General features: G+C 63.9%; 17 protein-coding genes. 12 read left to right on the forward strand and 5 right to left on the reverse strand.

The genetic code is table 11. The annotated features are described in order from the left end of the window. The first annotated feature begins 19 nt into the window (after positions 1-19). Positions 20-1,216: a succinyldiaminopimelate transaminase gene (gene dapC, locus QCL51_RS19545; protein WP_021785916.1), complete on the forward strand. Its 1,197-nt coding sequence runs from the start codon at positions 20-22 to the stop codon at positions 1,214-1,216. Positions 1,217-1,321: 105 nt separating this feature from the next. Here dapC and QCL51_RS19550 read toward each other — a convergent pair whose 3' ends face one another. After that, positions 1,322-2,968 carry a Na+/H+ antiporter gene (locus tag QCL51_RS19550; protein ID WP_012053546.1) on the reverse strand — a complete coding sequence of 549 codons (1,647 nt, stop codon included), beginning with the start codon at positions 2,966-2,968 and terminating at the stop codon, positions 1,322-1,324. A gap of 657 nt (positions 2,969-3,625) precedes the next feature. On the opposite strand from QCL51_RS19550, the gene QCL51_RS19555 reads away from it, so the two are divergent. The 4 genes from QCL51_RS19555 to QCL51_RS19570 all read left to right on the forward strand — a co-directional run bounded on the left by QCL51_RS19555 (position 3,626) and on the right by QCL51_RS19570 (position 6,733). After that, complete coding sequence (locus QCL51_RS19555; RefSeq protein ID WP_003252272.1) at positions 3,626-3,973, forward strand: ArsC family reductase; 348 nt, start codon at positions 3,626-3,628, stop codon at positions 3,971-3,973. Positions 3,974-4,004: 31 nt separating this feature from the next. Then, complete coding sequence (gene dapD, locus QCL51_RS19560; RefSeq protein WP_021785917.1) at positions 4,005-5,039, forward strand: 2,3,4,5-tetrahydropyridine-2,6-dicarboxylate N-succinyltransferase; 1,035 nt, start codon at positions 4,005-4,007, stop codon at positions 5,037-5,039. 81 nt (positions 5,040-5,120) lie between these two features. Continuing rightward, entirely contained in the window at positions 5,121-6,326 is a 1,206-nt protein-coding gene (locus QCL51_RS19565) for a cysteine desulfurase (RefSeq protein ID WP_338444052.1), read from the forward strand. Beyond that, positions 6,323-6,733 (forward strand): SufE family protein, encoded by a 411-nt coding sequence (locus tag QCL51_RS19570; protein WP_021785919.1) that lies wholly within the window; start codon positions 6,323-6,325, stop codon positions 6,731-6,733. The genes QCL51_RS19565 and QCL51_RS19570 overlap by 4 nt, the downstream gene beginning before the upstream one ends. A 108-nt stretch (positions 6,734-6,841) precedes the next feature. Here the strand turns inward: QCL51_RS19570 and tcdA are convergent, their stop codons facing one another. Beyond that, positions 6,842-7,651, reverse strand: a complete 810-nt coding sequence (tcdA, locus tag QCL51_RS19575) for a tRNA cyclic N6-threonylcarbamoyladenosine(37) synthase TcdA (protein WP_162149610.1) — start codon at positions 7,649-7,651, stop codon at positions 6,842-6,844. Positions 7,652-7,770: 119 nt separating this feature from the next. Between tcdA and QCL51_RS19580 the strand changes: the two genes are divergently transcribed. The 4 genes from QCL51_RS19580 to QCL51_RS19595 all read left to right on the forward strand — a co-directional run bounded on the left by QCL51_RS19580 (position 7,771) and on the right by QCL51_RS19595 (position 12,911). Then, complete coding sequence (locus QCL51_RS19580; protein WP_021785921.1) at positions 7,771-10,362, forward strand: glycosyltransferase; 2,592 nt, start codon at positions 7,771-7,773, stop codon at positions 10,360-10,362. Between the two features lie 190 nt (positions 10,363-10,552). Beyond that, positions 10,553-11,704 (forward strand): succinyl-diaminopimelate desuccinylase, encoded by a 1,152-nt coding sequence (gene dapE, locus QCL51_RS19585; protein WP_021785922.1) that lies wholly within the window; start codon positions 10,553-10,555, stop codon positions 11,702-11,704. Further along, positions 11,704-12,516, forward strand: a complete 813-nt coding sequence (locus tag QCL51_RS19590; protein ID WP_021785923.1) for a putative RNA methyltransferase — start codon at positions 11,704-11,706, stop codon at positions 12,514-12,516. The genes dapE and QCL51_RS19590 overlap by 1 nt, the downstream gene beginning before the upstream one ends. A 17-nt stretch (positions 12,517-12,533) precedes the next feature. Further along, on the forward strand, positions 12,534-12,911 hold the full coding sequence (locus QCL51_RS19595; protein ID WP_330508463.1) for a hypothetical protein: 378 nt from the start codon (positions 12,534-12,536) through the stop codon (positions 12,909-12,911). Between the two features lie 122 nt (positions 12,912-13,033). Here QCL51_RS19595 and QCL51_RS19600 read toward each other — a convergent pair whose 3' ends face one another. Further along, a complete protein-coding gene (locus QCL51_RS19600) occupies positions 13,034-13,243 on the reverse strand; it encodes a cold-shock protein (RefSeq protein ID WP_003252255.1) in 210 nt (69 codons plus the stop codon). A 233-nt stretch (positions 13,244-13,476) separates the two neighbouring features. Here QCL51_RS19600 and plsB point away from each other — a divergent pair, with 233 nt between their 5' ends. The 3 genes from plsB (at position 13,477) to QCL51_RS19615 (ending at position 17,158) form a co-directional block, all read left to right on the forward strand. After that, on the forward strand, positions 13,477-15,963 hold the full coding sequence (plsB, locus tag QCL51_RS19605) for a glycerol-3-phosphate 1-O-acyltransferase PlsB (protein ID WP_021785925.1): 2,487 nt from the start codon (positions 13,477-13,479) through the stop codon (positions 15,961-15,963). Between the two features lie 76 nt (positions 15,964-16,039). Then, positions 16,040-16,438: a YbaY family lipoprotein gene (locus QCL51_RS19610; protein ID WP_021785926.1), complete on the forward strand. Its 399-nt coding sequence runs from the start codon at positions 16,040-16,042 to the stop codon at positions 16,436-16,438. 33 nt (positions 16,439-16,471) lie between these two features. Further along, complete coding sequence (locus tag QCL51_RS19615; protein ID WP_021785927.1) at positions 16,472-17,158, forward strand: DUF4197 domain-containing protein; 687 nt, start codon at positions 16,472-16,474, stop codon at positions 17,156-17,158. Positions 17,159-17,338: 180 nt separating this feature from the next. On the opposite strand, the gene QCL51_RS19620 is transcribed toward QCL51_RS19615, so the two are convergent. Beyond that, a complete protein-coding gene (locus QCL51_RS19620) occupies positions 17,339-20,404 on the reverse strand; it encodes an efflux RND transporter permease subunit (protein ID WP_338444057.1) in 3,066 nt (1,021 codons plus the stop codon). A gap of 6 nt (positions 20,405-20,410) precedes the next feature. After that, positions 20,411-21,511, reverse strand: a complete 1,101-nt coding sequence (locus QCL51_RS19625) for an efflux RND transporter periplasmic adaptor subunit (RefSeq protein ID WP_021785929.1) — start codon at positions 21,509-21,511, stop codon at positions 20,411-20,413. Between the last annotated feature and the right edge of the window lie 46 nt (positions 21,512-21,557).

A 21,557-nucleotide genomic window follows, 5' to 3' on the forward strand; every position in this document is an offset into this window, starting at 1 on the left:
TTGACGAGACCTTGCGCCGATGAACCATGCCTTGACCCAGCTTCAGCCCTATCCGTTCGAAAAGCTTCGTGCCCTGCTGGGCAGCGTGACGCCTGCGGCGGACAAACGCGCCATCGCCCTGTCGATCGGTGAGCCGAAGCACGAATCGCCGGCGTTCGTCGCCCAGGCCATGGCCGACAACCTCGACAAGCTGGCGGTTTATCCCAGCACCATCGGCTTGCCAGCCCTGCGCCAGGCCATCGGTCAGTGGTGCGAACGACGCTTTGGCGTGCCGACCGGCTGGCTGGACGCCGACCGCCACATCCTGCCGGTCAACGGCACCCGTGAAGCACTTTTCGCCTTCACCCAGGCCGTGGTCAACCGCGCCGATGACGGCCTGGTGGTAAGCCCCAACCCGTTCTATCAGATCTACGAAGGCGCAGCGCTGTTGGCCGGCGCCACCCCGCACTACCTGCCGTGCCTGGAAAACAACGGTTTCAACCCGGACTTCGACGCCGTACCGGCCGAGGTGTGGAAGCGTTGCCAGATCCTGTTCCTGTGCTCGCCGGGCAACCCTACCGGTGCGCTGGTGCCGATGAACACCCTGAAGAAGCTGATTGCCCTGGCTGACGAGCACGACTTCGTGATCGCCGCCGATGAGTGCTACAGCGAGCTGTACTTCGACGAAGACGCACCACCGCCAGGCCTGCTGACGGCATGCGCCGAGCTTGGTCGTAGCGATTTTGCGCGCTGCGTGGTGTTCCACAGCCTGTCCAAGCGCTCCAACCTGCCGGGGCTGCGCTCGGGCTTCGTCGCTGGCGATGCCCGGATCATCAAGCCGTTTCTGTTGTACCGCACCTACCACGGCTGCGCGATGCCGGTACAAACCCAACTGGCCAGCATCGCCGCCTGGCAGGACGAGGCGCATGTGCGCGAGAACCGCGACCAGTACCGGGCCAAGTACGACGCCGTGCTGGATATTCTGCAGCCGGTACTGGACGTGCAGCGCCCGGACGGCAGCTTCTACCTGTGGGCCAAGGTACCGGGCGACGATGCCAAGTTCACCCGTGACCTGTTCGAAGCCCAGCATGTGACCGTGGTACCGGGGTCGTACCTGTCGCGTGAAGTGGACGGGGTGAACCCGGGTGCCGGGCGCGTGCGCATGGCACTGGTTGCACCGCTGGCCGAATGCATCGAGGCGGCGGAGCGGATTCGCGCCTTCCTGCAAAACCGCTGATCAACCCCTTCGCGGGCACGCCCGCTCCCACAGGTACTGCGCTGATTTCAAGCTCAGCGCAGTACCTGTGGGAGCGGGCGAGCCCGCGAAGGGTCTTGATAGGGTCTACTTGACCTGCCCCAGGTTCGCCTCACTCATATCCAGCTCACCCAGTACTTGCCGCACCACCTCATCCCCCACCAGGTGCTGGCGATGCAGGTTGTAAAGCTCCAGCCGCTGCGCCCTCAGTGCACGCAAGCGCAAACGCCGCTCCAGCAAGTCCATCTGTGCGGCCAGGGCCTTGGCTTCGGCACTGTCGTCGTAGCTTTCCAGCTCATCCCGGTATTCAGCCATCAAGCGCGCCTTCAACTCGGTCGCCAACGTTGCCTGCGCAGCATCCTGCGGTGCGTTGCTGTCGATCACCTCTTCTGCCTCCAAGGCATGAATCGCCGCCTCGGCCGTGCGCCGCCAGGCTTCCTGCACTTCCTGGTGCAAGCGCTCGTCCGGGCTCTTGGTCACCCCGCGCAGTAATATCGGCAGCGCGATGCAGGCGCTGATCAACGACAGCAGGATTACCCCCGCAGCAATGAAGATAAGCAGATCACGCTCCGGGAAAGCGGTGCCAGCCCCTATCAGCAACGGGATCGACATGACACCCGCCAGGGTGACAGCGCCGCGCACACCCCCCAAGGTCAGCAACCAGCAGGAACGCGCCGTAGGCATCAGCACCAGTGCCGGCTTGCCGCGCCAGCGACGGACCACACCGATCGAGCGCCAGATACTCTGGACCCAGATGAACCGCAACACAATCAGTGCGGCAAAGATCGCCACCACGTCCAGGCATCGGTAGGCCAATGTCGGCCAGAGGGTCGCTTCGTGGCTGACCACAGCCTTGATGATGTCTGGCAACTGCAAGCCCAACAACAGGAAGATCAGGCCATTGAAGGCAAACTCCAGCAACGACCAGACACTGCGGTTGAGCAGGCGGGTACTGGTCTGACGCGGCAGCAGGTCGAGCCAGCTCTGCATCATGCCGGCCGCCACTGCCGAGAGAATACCCGAAACGCCCAAACGCTCGGCCAGCACGTAGGCTGCGAACGGCAGCAGCAACATGAACACCACATGGGTAGCCGGATCGTCCCAGCCCCGGGTGATCATCCACATGCGCAGGCGACCGATCAACCAGCTCAGTACCACGCCCACCGCAAGGCCGCCCAGTGCGACCAACACGAAGCTGAAGCTGGCGTCAGCCAACGAAAACACCCCGGTGATCGCCGCCGCCAGGGCGAACTTGAAGGTTACCAGGCCCGACGCGTCGTTCATCAGCGCCTCGCCCTGCAGCATGTGCATCAGGGGAGTGGGCAGGCGGTCCTGGGCAATGGCCGAAACGGCCACGGCGTCGGTCGGCGAAAGCACTGCCGCCAGGGCGAAGGCCACCGGCAACGGGATGCTCGGCAGCAACCAGTGGATGAAGTAACCGGCCCCGACCACGGTGAACAACACCAGCCCCACGGCCAGCGCCACTACCGGGCCACGAATGCGCCATAACTCACGCTTGGGGATGCGCCAGCCGTCGGCGAACAGCAGCGGAGGCAGGAACAGGAACAGGAACAATTCGGGGTCAAGGGCTACATGCAGGCCCAGCGTCGGCCACGCCAGCAAGGCACCGGCGGCAATCTGTACCAGCGGCAATGGCAGCGGGATCACACGGCCGACCAGCTTCGACAGGCTGACCAGGGTCAGCAGGATGAGGACGGTGTAGGCGGACTGCATCCGGTAAGGCTTCCTTTGAGAACCAGAAACGATAGCAAGGCGAAACATCGCCATTGGAACAATATGTTAGCGGCGACCGGCGAGCTGGGGCCGCTGCACGATAGTCGCAGGTGGAGGTTGAATATGTAACATGATGATACTTAGGTTTGATGGTAGGGCCTGCCTTGAGTCTTGTAGCGCCTGCGAGATTGAGCGCCGCCTGGTTCCCGGCTGAAGAGATTCAGCGCCTGTGAGATCGAGCGCCGCCAGGTTCCCGGCTTAAGACATTCAGCGCCTGCGAGATCGAGCGCCGCCCGCGCGGCGCTTCGCGGGTAAACCCGCTCCTACGTTTGTTTCGGGCAAGTTATGCCTGTGGCATCTGCGCGCGAACGCCTTGGCGCACGCCTCGATATCGCGTCGTACAAACAAGGCGGTCGCGCGGGTCTGGCACAGGCGATACTGGCCCGAAACAAACGTAGGAGCGGGTTTACCCGCGAAGCGCCGCGCGGGCGGCGCTCGATCTCACAGGCACTACAAGACTCAAGGCAGACCTAACCACGCCCCATCAAAACCCAAGACTTGCACACCCGTGGCGCTCCCTGTCTCGTTCCCGCATAATCCCGCGACTGACATCGAAAAACGGAGAGATTGGGGCGACTTGTACCCCCAATGTACACAATGACCTACACGCTCTACGGCATCAAAGCCTGTGACACCATGAAAAAGGCGCGTACCTGGCTCGAAGACAAAGCCATCGCCTACGAATTTCACGACTACAAGACCCAAGGCATTGACCGTGACAGCCTGAACCGCTGGTGCGACGAACACGGCTGGGAAGTCATCCTCAACCGTGCCGGCACCACCTTCCGCAAGCTGGACGACGCCAGCAAGGCAGACCTCGACCAGGCCAAGGCCGTCGAGCTGATGCTGGCCCAGCCGTCGATGATCAAACGCCCGGTGCTCGACCTTGGCGCGCGTACCCTGGTTGGCTTCAAGCCCGACCTGTACGCCGCTGCCCTGGCCTGAGCCCCTACCCTATTTCGCACGAGGTAATCACATGTCCAATACCCTGTTCAGCCTGGCCTTTGGTGTCGGCTCCCAGAACCGCCAGGGCGCCTGGCTGGAAGTGTTCTACGCACAACCCCTGCTCAACCCGAGCGCCGAACTGGTTGCTGCAGTAGCCCCTGTTCTCGGTTACGAAGGTGGCAACCAGGCCATCGCCTTCAGCAACGCCCAGGCCGCACAACTGGCCGAAGCCCTGAAAGGCGTGGACGCTGCCCAGGCCGCCCTGCTGACCCGTCTGGCAGAGAGCCACAAGCCGCTGGTCGCCACCCTGCTGGCCGAAGACGCAGCACTGAGCTCGACCCCAGAGGCCTACCTCAAGCTGCACCTGCTGTCGCACCGCCTGGTCAAGCCGCATGGCGTAAGCCTGGCCGGCATCTTCCCGCTGCTGCCGAACGTGGCCTGGACCAACCAGGGCGCGGTCGACCTGGCCGAACTGGCCGAACTGCAACTGGAAGCACGCCTGAAGGGCGAGCTGCTGGAAGTGTTCTCGGTGGACAAGTTCCCGAAAATGACCGACTACGTGGTCCCGGCCGGCGTGCGTATCGCCGACACCGCCCGTGTGCGCCTGGGTGCCTACATTGGCGAAGGCACCACCATCATGCACGAAGGCTTCGTCAACTTTAATGCTGGCACCGAAGGCCCGGGCATGATCGAAGGCCGCGTTTCCGCTGGCGTATTCGTCGGCAAGGGCTCGGACCTGGGCGGCGGCTGCTCGACCATGGGCACCCTGTCCGGTGGCGGCAACATCGTCATCAAAGTCGGCGAGGGTTGCCTGATCGGCGCCAACGCCGGTATCGGTATTCCGCTGGGCGACCGCAACACCGTCGAAGCCGGCCTGTACATCACCGCGGGCACCAAGGTGAACCTGCTGGACGAGAACAACGAACTGGTCAAAGTGGTCAAGGCCCGCGACCTGGCCGGCCAGACCGACCTGCTGTTCCGCCGCAACTCGCTCAACGGCGCAGTTGAGTGCAAGACCCACAAGTCGGCCATCGAGCTGAACGAAGCGCTGCACGCTCACAACTGAGAACCTTGCCGGGTTTGAGGTGTTAAGATCGGGTCTGGCGCCAATGCACCAGACCCGATTTTCATTCCAGGCCTCGCAAACATGTTCCAGCCCTCTCCCTGGCGTGCCGACTTCCCCGCCATCGCCGCCCTGCAACGGCAGCACCAGACCTATCTGGACAGCGCCGCCACCACCCAGAAGCCGCAAGCCTTGCTCGATGCCCTGAGCCATTACTACGGCCATGGCGCGGCCAACGTGCACCGTGCCCAGCATTTGCCCGGTGCGCTGGCGACCCAGGCCTTCGAAACCAGCCGCGACAAGGTCGCCGCCTGGCTCAATGCCGCAGACTCGCGGCAGATCGTGTTCACCCACGGCGCCACCTCGGCACTGAACCTGCTGGCCTATGGCCTGGAACACCGCCTGGAAGCCGGTGACGAAATTGCCGTCAGTGCCCTGGAGCACCATGCCAACCTGTTGCCCTGGCAACAGCTGGCGCACCGGCGCAACCTGCGCCTGGTGGTGCTGCCATTGGATGCCCATGGTCGTATCGACCAGGACCAGGCACTGCAACTGATCGGCCCACGCACCCGGGTGCTCGCCATCAGCCAGCTGTCCAACGTGCTGGGTACCTGGCAGCCGCTGCCAGCGCTATTGGCCCATGCCCGCGCCCAGGGCGCGCTGACGGTGGTCGATGGCGCCCAGGGCGTGGTGCATGGCCGCCATGACGTGCAGCAACTGGGTTGCGACTTCTATGTGTTTTCCAGCCACAAGCTGTACGGTCCGGACGGCGTCGGCGTGCTCTATGGCCGCAGCCAGGCTCTGCAGCTGTTGCGCCACTGGCAGTTCGGTGGCGAGATGGTGCAGTTGGCCGAGTACCACAGCGCCACCTTCCGTCCCGCCCCCTTGGGCTTCGAAGCGGGTACGCCGCCCATTGCCGGGGTGATCGGCCTGGGCGCGACACTGGACTACCTGGCCAGCCTCGATGCCCATGCGGTCGCAGCGCATGAAGCCAGCCTGCACCAGCACCTGCTGCGTGGCCTGGGCGACCGCGAGGGCGTGCGGGTGTTGGGCGCACCGCAGACGGCACTGGCCAGTTTCGTCATCGAGGGCGTGCACAACGCTGATATCGCCCACCTACTGACTGAACAGGGCATTGCCGTGCGCACCGGTCACCACTGTGCCATGCCACTGCTGAAGGGGATGGGGCTGGAGGGCGCGATACGGGTGTCACTGGGTTTGTACAACGATAGCGATGACTTGCAGCGTTTCTTCGACGCGCTGGACCAAGGCCTGGAGCTGTTGCGATGAGCCTGCAGGAACAGGCGCAGCAAGCGCTGGAAGCTTTTCAACAGGGCAAAGGCTGGGAACAGCGTGCGCGGCTGCTGATGCAGTGGGGTGAACGGCTGGACCCGCTGGATGACGCCGAAAAGACCGAGGCCAACCGGGTGCATGGCTGCGAGAGCCTGGTGTGGCTGGTGGCCGAGCAGGTCGAGGGCGTGTGGCGGTTCAAGGCCAGCAGCGATGCCCGCTTGTTGCGTGGGCTGCTGGCGCTGTTGCTGGTGCGGGTGCAGGGACTGGCCAGTGAGGAGCTGGCCGGGCTTGATCTGCGCGAGTGGTTTACCCAGCTCGGGCTGGAGCGCCAATTGTCGCCGTCGCGCAGCAATGGGCTGCATGCAGTGTTGCAGCGGATGGCGGAGTTGGCGTCCAACCGCTGAATCGGCGCCGGTTTCTTCGCGGGCCAGCCCGCTCCCACAGGTACGGCATCATGCTTGAGAGAGAGGCAATACCTGTAGCGGCCGGCCCTGCGAAGATGCCCACGCGGTCTATTCAGGCTTGACCCGTTCCGACGGCCGGCGCGCGCCGGCCACCAGCTTCTCGATCGCCTTGCTCGCCGCCACCATGCCAAAGGTCGCGGTCACCATCATCACCGCTCCAAAGCCCCCCGAGCAGTCCAGACGCACGCCCTCACCGACAAAGCTCTTCTGCAGGCAAACGCTGCCATCACCCTTGGGGTAACGCAGCTGTTCGCTGGAAAACACGCACGGCACTCCATAGTTGCGGCTGACGTTACGCGAGAAGTTGTAGTCGCGGCGCAGCGTTGAGCGTACCCGCGAGGCCAGCGGGTCGTTGAAGGTCTTGTTCAGGTCGGCGATCTGGATCTGCGTCGGGTCGATCTGCCCACCCGCGCCACCGGTAGTGACAATGGCAATCTTGCGCCGCCGACACCAGGCGATCAGCGCCGCCTTGGCCATGACGCTGTCGATGCAGTCGATCACGCAGTCGAGGTGCTCGGTGATGTATTCGGCCATGGTCTCGCGGGTGACGAAGTCGGCCACCGCATGCACCGTGCACGCCGGGTTGATCGCCCGCAGGCGCTCGGCCATGACCTCGACCTTGGGCCGCCCCACCTGCCCTTCCAGCGCATGGGCCTGGCGGTTGGTGTTGCTGACACAGACATCGTCCAGGTCGAACAGGGTGATTTCGCCCACGCCGCTGCGGGCCAGCGCTTCGGCCACCCACGAGCCCACACCGCCGATACCGACCACGCCCACATGGGCCAGGCCCAGCCGTTGCAGCCCTTGGTCGCCATACAACCGGGCAACGCCGGCAAAGCGTGGATCTTCTGTGCTCATGTTCATACCCCAAAAAACCGGCGCGCATTATATGCCAGTGAGCCCTTGCCCTGCATCGTTAGGAAAGAGACTGCCAACCCTGCTTTAATGTCCTATCACTTCGACATGAATGGACGACGATGTCTTCACGTAAATTCGGCCTGAACCTGGTAGTGGTGCTGGCCATCGCCGCACTGTTCACCGGGTTCTGGGCACTGATCAACCGCCCGGTCTCCGCCCCCGCCTGGCCAGAACAGATCTCTGGCTTTTCGTATTCGCCGTTCCGCCTGGGCGAAAGCCCACAGAAGGGTCAGTATCCCACTGACGACGAAATGCGCCAGGACCTGGAGCAGTTGAGCAAACTGACCGACAGCATCCGTATCTATACCGTGGAAGGCACCCAGGCCGACATCCCGCGCCTGGCTGAGGAGTTGGGCCTGCGGGTAACACTGGGGATATGGATCAGCCCGGACCTGGAGCGCAACGAGCGCGAAATCGCCACGGCCATCCAGTTGGCCAACACGTCGCGTAGCGTGGTGCGGGTGGTGGTCGGCAACGAGGCGCTGTTCCGGGAAGAAGTCACACCGGAAAACCTGATCAAATACCTGGACCGGGTACGCGCAGCTGTAAAGGTGCCCGTGACCACCAGTGAACAATGGCACATCTGGAAGGAACACCCCGAGCTGGCCAGGCACGTCGACCTGATTGCGGCGCACATCCTGCCCTACTGGGAGTTCGTGCCGATGAAGGATTCGGTCGAGTTCGTCCTCGACCGCGCCCGTGAACTGAAGCGCCAGTTCCCGCGCAAACCCCTGCTGCTGTCGGAAGTCGGCTGGCCAAGCAACGGCCGCATGCGCGGTGGTGCCGATGCCACACAGGCCGACCAGGCCATCTACTTGCGCACCCTGGTCAACACCCTCAACCGCAGGGGCTATAACTACTTTGTCATTGAAGCCTATGACCAACCCTGGAAAGCCAGCGACGAAGGCTCGGTAGGCGCCTACTGGGGGGTCTACAACGCCGAGCGCCAGCAGAAGTTCAACTTCGACGGCCCCGTGGTGGCGATCCCGCAGTGGCGGGCCCTGGCAGTGGCGTCGGTGGTGCTGGCAATGATCGCCCTGACGGTGCTGTTCATTGATGGCTCGGCCCTGCGCCAGCGTGGCCGGACCTTCCTGACGTTCATCACCTTCCTGTGCGGGTCGGTGCTGGTGTGGATCGCCTACGACTATAGCCAGCAATACAGCACCTGGTTCAGCCTGACCGTGGGCGTGCTGCTGGCCCTTGGCGCGTTGGGCGTGTTCATCGTGCTGCTCACCGAGGCCCACGAACTGGCCGAGGCGGTATGGATACACAAGCGGCGCCGCGAGTTCCTGCCCGTGCAGGCCGACAGTGCCTACCGGCCCAAGGTGTCGGTGCATGTGCCGTGCTACAACGAGCCACCTGAGATGGTGAAACAAACCCTCGACGCCCTGGCCGCCCTGGACTACCCCGACTACGAAGTGCTGGTGATCGACAACAACACCAAGGACCCGGCCGTTTGGGAGCCGCTCAAGGCCCACTGCGAGAAGCTTGGCGAGCGCTTCAAGTTCTTCCACGTCGCGCCTCTGGCCGGCTTCAAGGGTGGCGCGCTGAACTACCTGATCCCGCACACGGCCAAGGACGCCGAAGTGATCGCGGTAATCGACTCGGACTACTGCGTCGACCGCAACTGGCTCAAGCACATGGTGCCGCACTTCGCCGACCCGAAAATTGCCGTGGTGCAGTCACCGCAGGATTACCGCGACCAGCACGAAAGCGCCTTCAAGAAGCTGTGCTACAGCGAGTACAAGGGCTTCTTCCACATCGGTATGGTCACCCGCAACGACCGTGACGCGATCATCCAGCACGGCACCATGACCATGACCCGGCGCAGTGTGCTGGAAGAACTGGGCTGGGCCGAGTGGTGCATCTGCGAGGACGCCGAACTGGGCCTGCGCGTGTTCGAGAAAGGCCTGTCCGCCGCCTACGCCCACAACAGCTATGGCAAGGGCCTGATGCCTGACACCTTCATCGACTTCAAGAAGCAACGCTTCCGCTGGGCCTACGGCGCCATCCAGATCATCAAGCACCACGCCAGCGCACTGCTGCGCGGCAAAGGCAGCCAGCTGACCCGTGGCCAGCGCTACCACTTCCTGGCCGGCTGGCTACCGTGGATCGCCGATGGCATGAACATCTTCTTCACCATCGGCGCGCTGCTGTGGTCGGCGGCGATGATCATCGTGCCGCATCGGGTCGACCCGCCGCTGATGATCTTTGCCATCCCGCCGCTGGCGCTGTTCTTCTTCAAGGTCGGCAAGATCGTCTTCCTGTACCGCCGAGCGGTGGGGGTGAACCTCAAGGATGCCTTCGCAGCTGCACTGGCCGGGCTGGCACTGTCGCACACCATCGCCAAGGCGGTCCTGTATGGTTTCTTCACCAGCAGCATGCCGTTCTTCCGCACGCCGAAGAATGCTGACAGCCATGGGTTGCTGGTGGCGATTTCCGAAGCGCGTGAAGAGCTGTTCATCATGGTGCTGCTGTGGGGCGCGGCGCTGGGCATCTACCTGGTTCAGGGGCTGCCGAGCTCGGACATGCGCTTCTGGGTGGCGATGTTGCTGGTGCAGTCGTTGCCATATGTGGCAGCGCTGGTGATGGCATTTCTGTCGTCGCTGCCCAAGCCCGCAGAAAAGGCTGCCGAAGCGCAGCAGGCTTGAAGTTGCCTGGGCTGACCTGTGCAGCCCATTCGCGGGCACGCCCGCTCCCACAGGCCTGCCACAGGCATTCAGAGCTGCGCGGTACCTGGTGGAGCGGGCGTGCCCGCGAATGGGCCGTGCTGCCCGAAATCATTTGATATAAGATAACGCCCCTCAGATTTCCCCGCCTTGCCTTGCCCCGGAGTCCCCCATGACGGCCCCTGCCGAGCTCTCGCCTACCCTTCAACTGGCCTGCGACCTGATCCGTCGCCCCTCGGTCACCCCCGTCGACGCCGATTGCCAGGCGCAGATGATGAAACGCCTGGGTGCCGTAGGCTTCCAGCTGGAGCCGATGCGCATTGAAGACGTCGACAACTTCTGGGCCACCCACGGCAGCCAGGACGGCCCGGTACTGTGTTTTGCCGGCCACACCGACGTGGTGCCCACCGGCCCGGTCCAGCAATGGCAGCATGAACCCTTCGAGGCGCTGATCGACGCCGACGGCATGCTCTGCGGCCGTGGCGCCGCCGACATGAAGGGCAGCCTGGCGTCCATGGTCATCGCCAGCGAGCGCTTCGTGCAGGACTACCCGAACCACCGCGGCAAAGTCGCGTTTCTGATCACCAGCGACGAGGAAGGCCCGGCTCACCACGGCACCAAGGCGGTGGTCGAGCGCCTGAAAGCGCGCAACGAGCGCCTGGACTGGTGCATCGTCGGCGAACCGTCCAGCACCACCTTGCTGGGTGACGTGGTCAAGAACGGTCGCCGTGGTTCACTGGGCGCCAAGCTGACCATACGCGGCAAGCAGGGCCATGTGGCCTATCCGCACCTGGCGCGCAACCCGATCCACCTGGCCGCCCCGGCCCTGGCGGAACTGGCTGCCGAGCACTGGGACGAAGGCAACGCGTTCTTCCCGCCAACCAGCTTCCAGATCTCCAACGTCAATTCCGGCACCGGCGCCACCAACGTAGTCCCGGGCGAGCTGACCGCGCTGTTCAACTTCCGTTTTTCCACCGAGTCCACCGTTGAAGGCTTGCAGGCGCGGGTGTCGGCGATTCTCGACAAGCATGAACTGGACTGGTCGGTCGACTGGGCGCTGTCGGGCCTGCCGTTCCTGACCGAGCCAGGCGAGCTGCTCGACGCCGTAGCGGCCAGCATCAAGGGCGTCACCGGTCGCGATACCCAGCCCTCCACCAGCGGCGGCACCTCCGATGGACGCTTCATCGCAACCATGGGCACCCAGGTGGTCGAACTCGGCCCGGTCAACGCTACGATCCACCAGGTTGACGAGCGGATCCTTGCCAGTGACCTCGATCTGCTGACCGAAATCTACTACCAGACCCTGGTCCGGTTGCTCGCCTGATGCTTGCCTGCCCGCTTTGCCAAGCGCCGCTGAGCCGGCTCGACAATGGAGTGGTGTGCCCGGCCGGCCACCGCTTCGACCGCGCCCGCCAGGGTTACCTGAACCTGCTGCCGGTGCAGCACAAGAACAGCCGAGACCCCGGTGACAACCAGGCCATGGTCGAGGCCCGCCGCGACTTTCTCGACGCCGGCCATTACGCGCCAGTCGCCCGCCGCCTGGCCGAGCTGGCCGCCGAGCGCCAGCCAGGCGCCTGGCTGGACATCGGCTGCGGCGAGGGTTACTACACCGCACAGATCGCCCAGGCCTTGCCGGCCGCCGACGGCTATGCGCTGGACATCTCCCGCGAAGCGGTCAAGCGTGCCTGCCGCCGAGCACCGGCGGTCACCTGGATGGTCGCCAGCATGGCCCGCGTGCCGCTGACCGACGCCAGCTGCCAGTTCATCGCCAGCGTTTTCAGCCCGCTTGACTGGGCCGAGGCCAAGCGTTTGCTCAGCCCCGGCGGCGGCCTGATGCGGGTCGGCCCGACCAGCGGCCACCTGATGGAACTGCGTGAAGTGCTCTACGATGAAGTACGCCCTTACGCCGACGACAAGCACCTGGCCCTGGTCCCTGAAGGCATGGCCCATGCCCACAGCGAAACCCTCGAGTTCCGCCTGAGCCTGGCCGCGCCCAAGGCCCGCGCCGACCTGCTGGCCATGACCCCACACGGCTGGCGCGCCAGCGCCGAAAAACGGGCCCGGGTGATCGACCAGGCCGAGCCGTTCGAGGTCACGGTTTCCATGCGTTATGACTATTTCGTGCGCCAAGACTGAGCACACCCGGAGCCCTTATGCGTCAACCTGATATCGAGATCTACCTGAAGGACGCCGACGTCGACCACAAGCAGATTGCCGAATGGCTTGCCCAGGCGATCGGCACGTGCACTGAATGGAAGCAGAAAGGCCATACCTTCAAATGCCAGGCCGGTAACATTCCGGTCACTTGGTTACCCAAGGCTGTAGGGAAATGGAACAGCCTGTACCTGGAAAGCGACCAGACGCCCTGGGTAGATGACGTTGCCTGCGCCCGCGCCGCATTTGCCGCACTGGGTGTGGAAGTGCGCTGCGCGCCGGGTGGCTGGGTTGAGGAAGACGGGGAAGAAGATGCCGACCGCTGGGTCCGCATCAGCGCCGACGGTGAAGAGGAAATCACCTGGCGTACATCATGAAACGGCAGCCTTGCTTGTTTCTGTAGGAGCGGGTTTACCCGCGAACACGGGCTATGCCCGTGACAGCCACCGTGGTGGCTGCTTCGCGGGCAAGCCCGCTCCTACGGCTTGAAACCAGAGGCTCAGAGGCCCACTACGTCTTCAGCTTGCAGGCCTTTCTGGCCCTGCACGCAGGCGTACTCCACCCGCTGCCCTTCGACCAGGGTACGATGCCCCTCACCGCGAATCGCCCGATAGTGGACGAACACATCCGCACCACCTTCGCGCTGAATGAAGCCATAACCCTTGGCATCGTTGAACCACTTTACATTCCCAGTCTCACGAGACGACATCTGAACTACTCCGGATTTTTATTGTGAAGATCGCCTTGCAGGCACGAGGTCACATGCCCCGTGCCAACGCCGCTTGCTGAAATATCCTGCAAGTGGCAGGCCGAGTATATGACACAGAACAAAAAAAATTGATGACGGCCCCGCTGTTGGCCGAATTTTGCTGAACTTACGCCGATACGGCAGACTAAATAGCAGAATACTCACCTGAACATCACACCCAGGGCACACACCCCATGACCCGTTCCCCCCTGCACCGCCTGATATTCGGCGGCCTGCGTCGCCTGTTGTACCTGTGGGTGCGCTCCGAGACCATCAACCAGTCTTCCATGACCCTCAACCTCGACCGCAGCCGGCCGGTGTTCTATGCGCTGCCCTCGCCCGCGCTCACCGACCTGGCCGTGCTCGACCACGAGTGCACCAAGGCGGGGCTGCCGCGCCCGGTGCTGCCGGTAGCCGTCGGCCCACTGCAGGAACCCGCCGCGTTCTTCTACCTGACCCCCGACCCGGACTGGCTCGGCCGCCAGGACAAAAGCGGCGCCCCGCCCACGCTCGAGCGCCTGGTGGCTGCCGTCAGCCAGCATGCCGAAGAAGATGCGCAGATCATTCCTGTCAGCGTGTTCTGGGGCCAGACCCCGGCCAGCGAGTCCAGCCCCTGGAAGCTGCTGTTCGCCGACAGCTGGGCGGTAACCGGGCGCCTGCGCCGGCTGCTGACCGTACTGATCCTGGGGCGCAAGACCCGGGTACAGTTCTCCGCGCCAATCCACCTGCGCGAACTGGTGCAGCACAACAAAGGCCACGAGCGCACCGTGCGCATGGCCCAGCGCCTGATGCGCGTGCACTTTCGCAACCTCAAGACTGCCGTCATCGGCCCGGACATCTCGCACCGACGCACCCTGGTCAAAGGCCTGGTCCATGCCCCGCAAGTGCGCCAGGCGATTGCCGACGAAGCTCAGCGCGAGAACCTGCCGCTGGCCAAAGCCGAGGCCCAGGCATTGCGCTATGGCAACGAGATAGCCTCGGACTACACCTATACCGCCATCCGCTTCCTCGAAGTGGTGCTCAGCTGGTTCTGGAACAAGATCTACGACGGCATCAAGGTCAACCACATCGAACAGGTGCAGGGTATCGCCCCTGGCCATGAAGTGATCTATGTGCCGTGCCACCGCAGCCACATCGACTACCTGCTGCTGTCGTACCTGCTGTTCCGCAACGGCCTCACTCCGCCGCACGTGGCTGCAGGCATCAACCTCAACATGCCGGTGGTGGGTAACCTGCTACGCCGTGGTGGCGCCTTCTTCATGCGCCGCACGTTCAAGGGCAACCCGCTTTACACGGCAGTGTTCAACGAGTACCTGCACACCCTGTACACCAAGGGCTTCCCGGTCGAGTACTTCGTCGAAGGCGGCCGCTCGCGTACGGGGCGCATGTTGCAGCCGCGCACCGGGATGCTGGCCATTACCCTGCGCAGCTTCCTGCGTTCGTCGCGTACGCCAATCGTGTTCGTGCCGGTGTACATCGGCTACGAACGCGTGCTCGAAGGCCGTACCTACCTGGGCGAACTGCGCGGCGCCAGCAAGAAGAAGGAGTCGGTGTTCGACATCTTCAAGGTGTTCGGCGCACTCAAGCAGCGCTTTGGCCAAGTTTACGTGAACTTCGGCGAACCCATCCGCCTGGCTGGTTTCCTCGACCAGCAGCAGCCCGGCTGGCGTGAACAGGATCACGGTCCGCAGTACCGTCCGGACTGGCTCAACGCCACCACCGCCCGCTTGGGAGAAACCGTGGCCCGTCACCTCAACGAGGCAGCCGCCATCAACCCGGTCAACCTGGTGGCCCTGGCACTGCTGTCCACCAGCCGCCTTGCCCTGGACGAACGCGCCCTGACCCGCGTACTCGACCTGTACCTGGCGCTGCTGCGCCAAGTGCCCTACTCGCCGCATACCACCCTGCCCGAGGGCGACGGCCAGGCACTGATCGAACATGTACGCAGCATGAACCTGATGGCCGAGCAGAAGGACGCCCTGGGCCGCATCCTCTATCTGGATGAAGGCAATGCGGTACTGATGACCTATTACCGCAACAACGTGCTGCACATCTTCGCCCTGCCGGCGCTGCTGGCCAGCTTCTTCCTCAGCAGTTCACGCATGAGCCGTGAACTGCTGGGCCAGTATGTGCACGCGCTGTACCCGTACCTGCAGGCCGAACTGTTTCTGCGCTGGACGCCAGAACAGCTGGACGAAGTAATCGACCAATGGCTGGTCGCGTTGGTGGAACAGGGCTTGCTGCGCCAGGACAACGATCTGTACGTGCGCCCGGCGCCCAGCTCGCGGCAATTCGTGTTGCTGACCCTGCTCGCCCGTACCATCACCCAGACCCTGCAGCGCTTCTACATGGCCACCTCGCTGCTGATCAACAGCGGGCAGAACAGCCTGAGTGCCGAAGCGCTGGAAGACTTGTGCGTGATGATGGCCCAGCGCCTGTCGATCCTGCATGGTTTGAACGCGCCGGAGTTCTTCGACAAGACGCTGTTCCGCCACTTCATCCAGACCTTGCTCGAGCAAGGCGTGCTGCACGCCGACGCGCAAGGCAAGCTGGGTTATCAGGACAAGCTCGGCGAGCTGGCCGAGGGCGTGGCCAAGCGTGTGCTGTCGGCCGAGCTGCGCCTGTCGATCCGCCAGGTGGCCCTGCACCGTGACGACGGGCTGGAAACTTCGGCCCTCTAACGGTTCATCGGTCGGGAAAATCCGCTAAAGTCCCTGGGGTTGGCCACAAGCCAGCTCCAAGGACACCGGAGATTCCATGAAAAAGCTCTTTATGCTGTGTTGCGCATCCCTGCTTGCAGCCTGTTCCAGCCAAAACCCACACAGCCAGGCCAGCCTGGACGGTGAAGTCTTCTACCTGCAGCGTATTGCCCTGCCGCCTGCCGCCACCCTGAGCGTGGAACTGCAGGATGTGTCACTGATGGACGCCCCTGCCGTAACCCTGGCGCGCCAGGCCGGCCCGGTCAAAGGCAACGTACCACTGCCGTTCCATCTCACCTATGATCCCGCGCAGGTCAAGCCTGGCCACCGCTATGCGGTGAGCGCGCGCATCGAGCTGAATGGCAAGTTGCTGTTCATCAACACCGAACAGCACGCTGTCGCGCTCGATGGCAGTGACCCGCAATCGGTACGCATCAAGGTAGACCAGGTTCGCTGATACCCGTACTCATCCGTTTACAAGGAAAGCTTCATGATCCGCACTTCCCTGCGCTTCACCACCCTGTGCGCCGGCCTGCTGCTGTCGGCCAGCGCCCTGGCCCTGTCGCTCGGCGACCTCAGCCAGAAAGACGCCACCGGCGGCCTGAAGGACGCCCTGACCCAAGGTGCGCAACTGGCCGTCAAGCAACTGAGCACCCCAGGCGGCTTCAGCAACAACCCGGACGTGCGCATCGAGCTGCCAGGCAACCTGGGCAAAGCTGCCAAGGCGATGAAAATGTTCGGCAAGGGTGAACAGGTCGAAGCCCTGGAAACCAGCATGAACAAGGCCGCCGAGGCTGCCGTGCCGCAGGCCCAGGCAATTCTGGTGGAGGCCGTGAAGAACATGAGCGTGACCGATGCCAAGGGCATTCTCAGCGGCGGTGACGACTCGGCCACCCAGTACCTGAACAAGAGCAGCCGCGAGCAGATCCGCGCCAAGTTCCTGCCAATCGTCAAGCAGGCCACCGACAAGGTTGGCGTGGCCCAGCAGTACAATGCCTTCGCCGCCCAGGCCAAAGGCCTGGGGCTGGTCAAGGATGACGCCAATATCGAGAACTACGTGACCGAGAAGGCGCTGGATGGCCTGTTCGAGATGATCGGCAAGCAGGAGCAGAGCATTCGCCAGAATCCGGCAGCCGCAGCTACCAGCCTGGCCAAGAAGGTTTTCGGCGCGCTGTAGGAGCGGGTTCACCCGCGAAAGGGCCGGGCCTGCTGGCCAATTTTCACCAGCCGTTCACCGTTGCTGCCGCTACCGTATTCGCGGGTAAACCCGCTCCTACACTGATCGAAAAGCCTGCGCGGTCCTCTGTAGGAGCGGGTTCACCCGCGAAGGGAGGGCCAAGCCCTCCCCCTGCGGTCTTCAGCCCTTCTTCACCCTGAACCACGCCGCATACAACGCCGGCAGGAACAGCAGTGTAAGCACCGTGGCCACGATCAGCCCACCCATGATCGCCACCGCCATCGGTCCATAGAACACACTACGCGACAACGGGATCATGGCCAGCACCGCCGCCAGCGCGGTCAGCACGATCGGCCGGAAGCGCCGCACCGTAGCCTCGATGATCGCCTGCCAGCGCTCCATCCCCGCTGCGATGTCCTGCTCGATCTGGTCCACCAGGATCACCGAGTTGCGCATGATCATCCCCGCCAGGGCAATGGTGCCGAGCATGGCGACAAAGCCAAACGGCTGGCGGAACACCAGCAGGAACAGGGTCACACCAATCAGCCCCAGCGGCGCGGTGAGGAACACCATCACCGTGCGCGAGAAGCTGCGCAGCTGGATCATCAACAAGCTCAGCACTACCACGACGAACAGTGGCATACCGGCATTCACCGATTTCTGCCCTCGCTCGGAGTCCTCCACTGTGCCGCCCACCTCCAGCAGATAGCCATCGGGCAGCTTGGCGCGGATGTCCTGCAAGGTCCGCAGAATCTGCTTCACCAGCGTCGCCGGCTGCTCCTGGTCGTAGATATCGGCACGCACGGTCACCGTCGGCAAGCGGTTGCGGTGCCAGATGATGCCTTCTTCAAAGCCGTACTCCAGGGTCGCCACCTGCGACAGCGCCACGCTTTGGCCATTGTCGGTAGGCAACGCCAGGCTACCCAGGTTGCCCAGGTCACTGCGCTCCTGGAGGGTGCCGCGCAGCAGGATCTCGATCAGCTCATTGTCCTCGCGGTACTGGCTGACCGTGGTGCCGATCAGCGAGCTTTGCAGGAAGCTCGCCAGGTGCGCGGTGCTCACACCCAGCGCCCGGGCGCGGTCCTGGTCGATTTCGAGGAACACCGCCTTGCTGGGTTCCTCCCAGTCCAGGTGCACGTTCACCACATGCGGGTTCTCGCGCACTTTGTCAGCCACTTCACGGGCCAGTGCACGGGCCTTCTCGATATGCTCGCCAGTGACCCGGAACTGCACCGGGTAGCCCACGGGCGGGCCATTCTCCAGGCGCGTGACCCGGGCACGCAGGTCGGGGAACTGCTGGTCCACAGTGCTGATCAGCCAACTGCGCAGGCGCTCGCGGTCCTCCATAGACTTGGCCAGCACCACGAACTGGGCAAAGCTGGCTGCCGGCAGTTGCTGGTCCAGCGGCAGGTAGAAGCGCGGCGAACCGGTGCCCACATAGGCCACGTAGTTGTCGATACCGTCCTGCTGCTTGAGCAGCGCCTCCAGCTGCTTGACCCGCTTGGCGGTATTGGCCAGCGAGGCGCCTTCGGCCAGCTTCAGGTCAACCATCAACTCCGGACGCCCGGAGGCCGGGAAGAACTGTTGGGGCACGAAGCGGAACAGCAGGATGCTGCCGATAAAGGCGGCAACGGTCAGCAGGATCACCGTCTTGCGCCGCCGTACGCACCACTCCACCAGCCGTCGCACACGCTGGTAGAACGGGGTGGCGTAGGGGTCTGGCGCATGGCCGTCCTTGCCATGGCGTGCGGCATGCAGCTTGGCCAGGTCGGGTAGCAGGCGCTCGCCCAGGTAAGGCACGAACACCACAGCCACCACCCACGAGGTCAGCAGAGCGATGGTCACCACCTGGAAGATCGACCGGGTGTATTCGCCCGTGCTGGAGGCTGCGGTGGCAATCGGCAGAAAGCCTGCTGCCGTGATCAGCGTACCGGTGAGCATCGGGAAGGCCGTACTTGTCCAGGCATAGCTTGCTGCCTTGAGGCGGTCGTAGCCCTGCTCCATCTTGATCGCCATCATCTCCACGGCAATGATCGCGTCGTCCACCAGCAAGCCAAGGGCCAGCACCAGTGCGCCGAGGGAAATCTTGTGCAGGCCGATGCCGAAGTAATGCATGGCGGCAAAGGTCATGGCCAGCACCAGCGGAATGGCCAGCGCAACCACCAGGCCAGTGCGCAGACCCAGCGAGAAGAAGCTCACCAGCAGCACAATGACCAGCGCCTCGACCAGCACCTGGACGAATTCCCCCACGCCAGCCTTCACCGCCGCCGGTTGATCCGAAACCTTGCGCAGCTCCATGCCGGCCGGCAGGCTGTGCGCCAGGCGCTCGAACTCGCCTTCCAGGGCCTTGCCCAGAACAAGGATATCGCCACCGTCTTTCATCGACACTGCCAGGCCAATGGCATCCTCGCCCATGAAGCGCATGCGTGGTGCGGGTGGGTCGTTGAAGCCACGGTGCACCTCGGCGACATCGCCAATCCGGAAGGTGCGATCACCCACGCGAATGGGGAACTGACGGATCTGCTCGACGCTGTCGAAACGCCCGCTCACCCGCAGATGCAGGCGCTCGCTGGGCGTCTCGAAGAAACCGGCGGTGCTCACCGCGTTCTGCTCTTGCAACGCCTTCTGTACGGCTTCCAGCGGCACGCCGAGGGTGGCCAGCTTGAGGTTGGACAGCTCGATCCAGACTTTCTCGTCCTGCAGGCCGATCAGCTCGACCTTGCCCACATCCTTGACCCGCTGCAGCTGGATCTGGATACGGTCGGCGTAGTCCTTGAGCACCGCATAGTCAAAGCCTTCGCCAGTCAGCGCATAGATATTGCCGAAGGTGGTGCCGAACTCGTCGTTGAAGAACGGGCCCTGGATCTCCGGCGGTAAGGTGTGGCGAATGTCCGCAACCTTCTTGCGGATCTGGTACCACAACTGGGGGATGTCCTTGGAATGCAGCGAGTCGCGGGCCATGAAGGTGACCTGCGATTCGCCGGGGCGGGAGAATGAGACAATCCTCTCGTACTCACCGGTTTCCATCAGCTTCTTCTCGATGCGCTCGGTCACCTGCCGCGCCACTTCTTCGGCGCTGGCGCCCGGCCACAGGGTGCGGATGACCATGGCCTTGAAGGTGAATGGCGGGTCCTCGCTCTGGCCAAGCTTGGTGTACGACATGGCGCCAATGGCGGCCAGCAGGATCATCAGGAACAGGACGATCTGGCGGTTGCGCAGCGCCCAGGCAGAAAGGTTGAAACCCATCGGGACTTACTCCTTGGCCGCCAGGTTCACTACACGGTTGCTGCGGTCCACAGGGCGTACCTCCTGGCCCTCGCGCAGTACATGGCCACCAGCGGCAACCACCCAGTCACCCGGGTCCAGGCCTTCGAGTACCGGCACACTGTCGCTGCCATACGCCCCCAGCCGCACCGTCGCCCGCTCCAGGCGGCTTTCCTTGTTCACCCGCCAGACATAGGCCTGACCGTTTTCCGAAGTCACTGCCGACAGCGGTACCGACAGCGGGATCAGCCCATCCTTGGCGATAAACACCCGGGCGCTCTGGCCCAGCTCAGCCGGAACGGCGGCCGTGGTAAAGGCGACGCGCGCCGCGAACGTGCGCGAACGCGGGTCGGCAGCCGGTGACAGCTCGCGAATGCGCCCCTGGAAACGCGCCTGCGGGTGCGACCAAAGCTCCACGCTCACCGGTTGGCCCACAGCGAAGCGAGCGAACTGCTGCTCCGGCAGGCCGATGGCCACTTCTCGCTCGCCATCGGCGGCGAGGGTAAACACGGTCTGCCCGGCGGCGACCACCTGGCCCACTTCAACCTGGCGCTTGGCGATCACCCCGGCCTGCGGCGCACGCAGCACGGCATATTCGGCCTGGTTGCCAGCCACATCGAACTCGGCCTTGGCCTGCTTCAGACGGGCAAGGCCTGCGCGGTAGAGGTTTTCGGCATTGTCGTACAGGGAATGGCTGACCATCTGCCGTTCCAGCAGCTTCTGGTAGCGGTCGCGCTCGGCGCGCACCAATGCCAGGTTGGCCTCGGCAGCCGCCAGCTGGGCGCGATTGGCTTCAAGTTGCAGGCGCACGTCCTGCGGGTCCAGCTCGGCCAGCGGCTGGTCGGCCTTGACCCGCTGCCCCTCCTCCACCAGGCGCTTGCTGACCTTGCCGCCAATGCGGAAGGCCAGCTCCGGCTCGAAGCGCGCGCGCACTTCGCCGGGGTAACTGTCGGCAGCGGCTTCGGCCGGCTGCGGCTGCACCACCAGCGCCGGGCGCGGCGCAGCGGGTGGGGCGGCTTCCTGGCCACATGCCGCCAGAAGCAGGGCAGCAGCGGCGGGCAGAGCGATGGACAAGGCATGGCGCAACATGATGAATCCTTTCGCGGAGTGCACATTTAATATTTGTACTGACGGG

The sequence above is a fragment of the Pseudomonas sp. LTR0 genome, assembly GCF_036630035.1.
GTDB lineage: Bacteria > Pseudomonadota > Gammaproteobacteria > Pseudomonadales > Pseudomonadaceae > Aquipseudomonas > Aquipseudomonas putida_Y.